Annotated in this window: 6 protein-coding genes; 3 read left to right on the top strand and 3 right to left on the bottom strand. The window is 73.2% G+C overall.

From position 1 onward, the window contains the following. The coding region (locus J1C73_RS33020) for an enoyl-CoA hydratase/isomerase family protein (protein WP_207319583.1) at positions 1-702 on the top strand (702 nt) is incomplete at its 5' end. Between the two features lie 15 nt (positions 703-717). Here J1C73_RS33020 and J1C73_RS33015 read toward each other — a convergent pair. Continuing rightward, positions 718-1,539 (bottom strand): SDR family NAD(P)-dependent oxidoreductase, encoded by an 822-nt coding sequence (locus tag J1C73_RS33015; protein WP_207319582.1) that lies wholly within the window; start codon positions 1,537-1,539, stop codon positions 718-720. Between the two features lie 264 nt (positions 1,540-1,803). Here J1C73_RS33015 and J1C73_RS33010 point away from each other — a divergent pair, with 264 nt between their 5' ends. Next, entirely contained in the window at positions 1,804-2,433 is a 630-nt protein-coding gene (locus J1C73_RS33010) for a flavin reductase family protein (protein WP_207319581.1), read from the top strand. Between the two features lie 36 nt (positions 2,434-2,469). On the opposite strand, the gene J1C73_RS33005 is transcribed toward J1C73_RS33010, so the two are convergent. Then, a complete protein-coding gene (locus tag J1C73_RS33005; protein WP_207319580.1) occupies positions 2,470-3,798 on the bottom strand; it encodes an MFS transporter in 1,329 nt (442 codons plus the stop codon). Positions 3,799-4,003: 205 nt separating this feature from the next. On the opposite strand from J1C73_RS33005, the gene J1C73_RS33000 reads away from it, so the two are divergent. Continuing rightward, positions 4,004-4,333: a hypothetical protein gene (locus tag J1C73_RS33000; RefSeq protein ID WP_207319579.1), complete on the top strand. Its 330-nt coding sequence runs from the start codon at positions 4,004-4,006 to the stop codon at positions 4,331-4,333. Here the strand turns inward: J1C73_RS33000 and J1C73_RS32995 are convergent. After that, positions 4,290-4,715 carry a ribosomal maturation YjgA family protein gene (locus J1C73_RS32995; protein ID WP_207319584.1) on the bottom strand — a complete coding sequence of 142 codons (426 nt, stop codon included), beginning with the start codon at positions 4,713-4,715 and terminating at the stop codon, positions 4,290-4,292. The two genes, J1C73_RS33000 and J1C73_RS32995, sit on opposite strands and share 44 nt — an antisense overlap. Between the last annotated feature and the right edge of the window lie 90 nt (positions 4,716-4,805).

Below are 4,805 nucleotides of genomic sequence, written 5' to 3'. Positions count from 1 at the left end.
GACCAGCGCGAACGCGTCATCGCGCTGCTCGCCGAGGCCTCCGCCGACCCCGGGGTCCGGGCCGTCGTCCTGACCGCCACCGGCCGCGGCTTCTGCGCGGGCGCCGACCTGCGGGGCGCCCCGGTGGCCGGCGACCGGGTGCCGGGCGACGTGGCCCGGACGATCCGGCTCGGCGCGCAGCGACTGATCGCCGCCGTCCTGGACTGCGAGAAGCCCGTCATCGCGGCCGTCAACGGCACCGCGGCCGGTATCGGCACCCATCTCGCGTTCGCCTGCGACCTGGTGCTGGCCGCCGAGTCGGCGAAGTTCATCGAGGTGTTCGTGCGCCGCGGCCTCGTGCCGGACGGCGGTGGCGCCTACCTGCTGCCCCGGCTGATCGGGCCACAGCGCGCCAAGGAGCTGATGTTCTTCGGTGACTCGCTCCCGGCCCGGGACGCGGAGCGCCTGGGGCTCGTCAACCGGACCGTTCCGGACGAGGAACTGGCGGCGACGGCGCGGGCGTGGGCCCAGCGGCTGGCCGAGGGGCCCACGCGTTCGATCGCCCTCACCAAGCAGTTGGTCAACGCCTCGCTGGACTCCGACCGGGCCACGGCGTTCGCCGCCGAGGCCATGGCCCAGGAGATCAACATGACGACGCAGGACGCCAACGAGGGCGTGGCGAGCTTCGTGGAGCGGCGGGCGCCGAAGTACCGGGGAATCTGAGGCGTCTTCGCGGCCTCACCCCGGGGCCATCCGGCTGAGCGACTCCGAGGCCCGGTACTGCTCCGCGCGGGCCTGGTCCATCTCCAGTACGTAGTCGAACGACTTGTCACCGAGGATGAGGCGCTGCGGCGGGTCCGGCAGGGCGACCAGTTTCATGATGGCGGGGGCCGCCGTGCTCGCTTCCGGGCCGGTCTCGTCGCCCCACATCGCCTCCATCCGGGCGCGCAGTTCGGCGTAGGCGGGGCCGGGGGCCGTCTGGGTGGTGCCCGCCGTGAACAGGCCCGTGGAGTAGCCGCCCATCTGCACGATGGTGACCTTGACCCCGAACTGCTCGACCTCCATCGCCAGCGCCTCGCTGACCGAGTCGAGTGCCGCCTTCCCGGCCCCGTAGAACCCGACGGTGGCCATGCCGCCGCCGGAGCCCATCGACGTGACCTGGAGCAGGCGTCCGGAGCCCCGCGCCCGCAGGTGGGGCAGCACGGCCTGGGACACCCAGACGGCGCCGAAGAAGTTCACGTCGAGGTGGTCCCGGATCTGCTTCTCCGTGGCCTCCTCCACCATCCCGTACAGCATTCCGCCCGCGTTGTTGACCACGATGTCGAGGCCGTCGAACGCCGCCGCCGCCCGGTCCACCGCCTCGAACACGGCCCCGCGGTCGGAGACGTCGAGGGTCAGCGGCAGCAGGGCCTGCGGGTACTTCTCCGCCAGGCCGGCGAGCGGATCGACGTTGCGGGCGGCCGCGACGACCCGGTCCCCGGCGTCGAGGGCGGCCTCGGCGAAAGCGCGGCCCAGACCGCGGGAGGCCCCGGTGATGAACCAGGTCCTGGTACTCGGCACGATTCCCACTCCTTCGTCCGGTTGAACGTGGCGGTGCGCGACGCTCAGCCCTCAGCTTTCCGCTCCCAGCGCCTGCCGGTGTACGGCTGACGCGACGAGACGAGACGACCCGTCTCGCTAGAGAGTAACGAATCCCTCCACCCCTCGCCACCGAGTTCGCGGCGCCGCCCGGCGGTACGCGCCGGACAGCCCGAAGCATGTCCCCGCACTCTTCCCATCTGACGTGTCGTCAGCTCTAATCGAAGGGTGATGGGACACGCAGGCATGGCCGCAACCGCCGTCCGCTACCTCAGGTCCGTCGGCGCCGCGACGGCCGCCGCTCCGGCGCCGGTCGATCCACTGCCGCGCCCGGCCCTGCGGGCCGTCGCCGACGACGAGCGGCTGCCCGTCGATCCGGGCGAATTCCGCCGGGTGCTCGGGCACTTCGCCAGCGGGGTCACCATCGTCACCGCGCACGACCCGGGCGACCCGGCCGGTCCGGCCGGTCCGGCCGGCTTCGCCTGCCAGTCGTTCGCCTCGCTCTCGCTGGACCCACCGCTGGTCACGTTCATGGTCGCCCGTACGTCGACGACCTGGCCGCGCATCGCCCGCGCCGGGGCCTTCTGCGTCAACATCCTGGGGGCGGAACAGGGCTCGCTGTGCCGGTCCTTCGCGGTCAGCGGGGCCGACAAGTTCGCCGGGGTGGCCCACACCCCCGCCCCCGCGACCGGGTCGCCGCTGCTGGACTCCGTGCCCGCCTGGGTCGACTGCCGCATCCAGGCCGTCCACACCGGCGGCGACCATCTGATCGTGGTCGGCCGGGTGGAGGCGCTGGGAGCGGCGACGGACGGGGAGGGGACCGGGGGCGGTCCGCTGCTGTTCCACCAAGGGGCGTTCGGGCGCTTCAGCCGGTAGGCCGCGTCCGGGCCCTTCCTCCGGATCACACCGCGCTCACCGCAGGACGGAGTCCGACGGCTCCCGGACCCGCTGGATGACCAGCGCCATCAGCGCCGCCACCGCGCACAGCGCGCCCGCCGCGTACCAGACCATGTCGTACGAGCCGAAGTAGTCGCGCGCCACCCCGCCGAGGAACGCCACCAGCGCCGCGCCCACCTGGTGGGAGGCCAGGACCCAGCCGAACACGATCGCGCTGTCCTCGCCGTACTGCTCCCGGCACAGGGCCAGGGTCGGCGGGACCGTGGCGACCCAGTCCAGGCCGTAGAACACGATGAAGAAGACCATCGGCGGCTCCACGGTGGGATGCAGCAGCATCGGGAGGAACAGCAACGAGATCCCGCGCAGCGCGTAGTAGACGGCCAGCAGCCGGCGGGCGTCGAAGCGGTCGGTGAGCCAGCCCGAGAAGATCGTGCCGACGACGTCGAAGATCCCGATGACGGCCAGCAGTGAGGCCGCGGCGGTGATGGGCATGTGGTGGTCGTGCGCCGAGGGCACGAAGTGGGTGCGGATCAGGCCGTTGGTCGAGGCGCCACAGATCGCGAAGGTGCCGGCCAGCAGCCAGAACGGTCCGGTGCGGGCGGCGTCGAACAGCACGCGTACGGTCCGGCTCGCCGCACCCCGCGCGGGCGCGGGCTTCTCCACGTACTCCCCGCCGTAGGGGGCCAGGCCCACGTCGGCCGGGTGGTCGCGCATCAGGAGCCAGACGAACGGGACGACGGCCAGGGCCGCCAGCGCGACGGTCACCGAGGCCGGGCGCCAGCCGTGCCGGTCGACGATCCAGGCGCAGAGCGGGAGGAAGACCAGCTGACCCGAGGCACCGGCCGCGGTGAGGATGCCGGTGACCAGGCCCCGCCGGGCGACGAACCAGCGGTTGGTGACCGTCGCGGAGAAGGCCATCGCCATCGAGCCGGTGCCGAGGCCGACGAGCAGCCCCCAATAGACCATCAGCTGCCAGGCGGCCGTCATCCAGACGCTGGCCAGCGCCCCGGCGGCGACCGCGCTGAGGGCGACGACCACGACCCGGCGGATGCCGAACCGGTCCATCAGCGCCGCGGCGAACGGCGCGGTGAGCCCGTACAGCGCCATGTCGATGGAGACCGCGAGACCGATCTCCCCGCGCGACCAGCCGAACTCCGTGTTCAGGGGGTCGATGAGCAGCCCGGGAAGGGAGTTGAAGGCCGCGCCTCCGATGATCGTCACGAAGGTGACGGCGGCGACGATCCACGCGCGGTGGACACGCGGCCGGTGCCGCGCCTCGGGGGAGGTCCGCCGACGGGCATCCCGGGCGGGACCTTCGGTTGTCTGGGTCACGTCACCCAGCATCCGGTCCCGGGGGCCCTCCTCACGAGTGGCCGGAGGGACACTGTTCGCAGGAATCGGGCCAGGCACCGGGCCTGCCACCGGACCGGGAACCTGGCCAACCGCCCCGCATCCGGCACCGGTTCACGCCGCGCGTACGCTCTCGAACTCCGGCGGCCCGGATACGCGTACGCACCCGGGCCGCACCATCCACGTTCCCGGGGGCCTCATGCAGTGGGTCGCACGCCAGAACTTCCACCACCGGTCCGCGCTGATGCAGGGGTGGGGCGTCGCGCTGCTGCTCGTCGCCTGCGCGCTGTGGGTGTGGCTGGCCTTCCTGCTGGCCGGCCAGGCCGACGCGTACTGCTACCGCACCGTCTCGAACTGCGAACTGATCACCGCCTGGCCCGAGCAGCTCACCATCCTGGCCGTGTCCGCGCCGCTGTCCGTGCTCGGGTCGGCGCTGCTCGTCGGCGGCAGCGTGCGCCGGCAGACGAGCGCGCACATCCTCCAGGTCATCGAGATGCAGAAGTCCGAGGACCGGGCGCGCGGGAAGTGACCGCCGCGGTGTGCACGCCCCAGGCCGCCGCCGCGCCCACCGCGTACCAGAGCAGATCGGGTGCGTTGAACGTCGAGCCCAGCACCAGCCGCGCCACCGCACTGTGCCGGGACAGCTCCGCGGGCACCCCGGTCAGCTGGAGCAGCTCGACCGCCCAGCTGAGCACCAGCCCCGTGCCGGCCACGGCGAGCGGCCGGGCGCGGGGTGCGCACAGCGCGACGAGGGCGCAGACCAGGACCGTGTAGAGCGCGTCCCCGGCGTACTTGGCGAGAGCGCCGTCCGCGACGGTACGGACGCCGAGCCCGGCCGCGACCGTCACCACGGCCGCCCCCGCCGCCACGGCCCGTGCTCCCGTCGCGCTGTGCGCACCCCCTACCGTCACCCGGTCCGCCCCCGCCGCCGTTCCCGCACCCCGTGCCCTCACCCGATCCGCTCCAGCCGGCGGATCGGGTGAGGGCACGGGGTGCGGGAA

It is taken from the genome of Streptomyces laculatispora (genome assembly GCF_017353455.1).
Classification (GTDB): Bacteria; Actinomycetota; Actinomycetes; order Streptomycetales; family Streptomycetaceae; genus Streptomyces; species Streptomyces laculatispora.
The sequence above is the reverse complement of the archived record's forward strand: the minus strand, read 5'-3'. Positions and strand labels throughout refer to the sequence as shown.